This is a genomic window from Burkholderia sp. Ax-1724 (genome assembly GCF_011752995.1).
GTDB lineage: Bacteria > Pseudomonadota > Gammaproteobacteria > Burkholderiales > Burkholderiaceae > Paraburkholderia.
On sequence record NZ_VWWL01000065.1, the window covers coordinates 1 to 613 of the forward strand.

The window sequence follows — 613 nt, forward strand, 5'->3', positions numbered from 1 at the left end:
GCGTGTTAGGCACTTTGTGCCAAACCTGGTAACCTGGCGCAATGCCAGAACGCAAACCGTACCCAACAGATGTATCGGACGAGGAGTGGAGCTTTGCCGCTCCGTACCTCGTCCTGATGAGCGAAGACGCGCCACAGCGCCGATATGAGCTGCGCGAAATGTTCAACGCACTGCGCTGGATGGCACGCGCCGGTGCATCGTGGCGCATGCTGCCGACCAACTTCCCGCCGTGGGAGCTGGTCTACCAGCAAACACAGCGCTGGCTCAACGCGGGTTGCTTCGAGGCGATGGTCAGCGATTTGCGTTCGGTGTTGCGCGTGGCACAGGAGCGCCAGGGCCAGCCCGGTGCGGTGATTCTGGATGGACGCACGTTGCAGTCCACGTGCGAAAGCGGACCACGCGCGGGCTATGACGGTCACAAGCGCAAGCGAGGCAGCAAAGTCCATATGGCCGTCGACACGCTGGGCCTGCTGCTCGCGGTGCACGTTACGCCGGCCAGCGAGCAGGAGCGTGCACAGGTGGGCGAGCTTGCGCGTCAGGTTCAGCATGTCACCGGTCAGACGGTAAAACTCGCCTTTGCTGACCAGGGCTATACGGGCGACACGGCGGCGCA

The 613-nt window shown here is 63.3% G+C and carries 1 protein-coding gene; it reads left to right on the plus strand.

What is annotated here, in order from left to right; all coding sequences use genetic code 11:
- Positions 1-41 precede the first annotated feature (41 nt).
- A partial coding sequence (locus F3J19_RS32315) for an IS5 family transposase (RefSeq protein WP_167050551.1) occupies positions 42-613 on the plus strand: 572 nt, incomplete at its 3' end.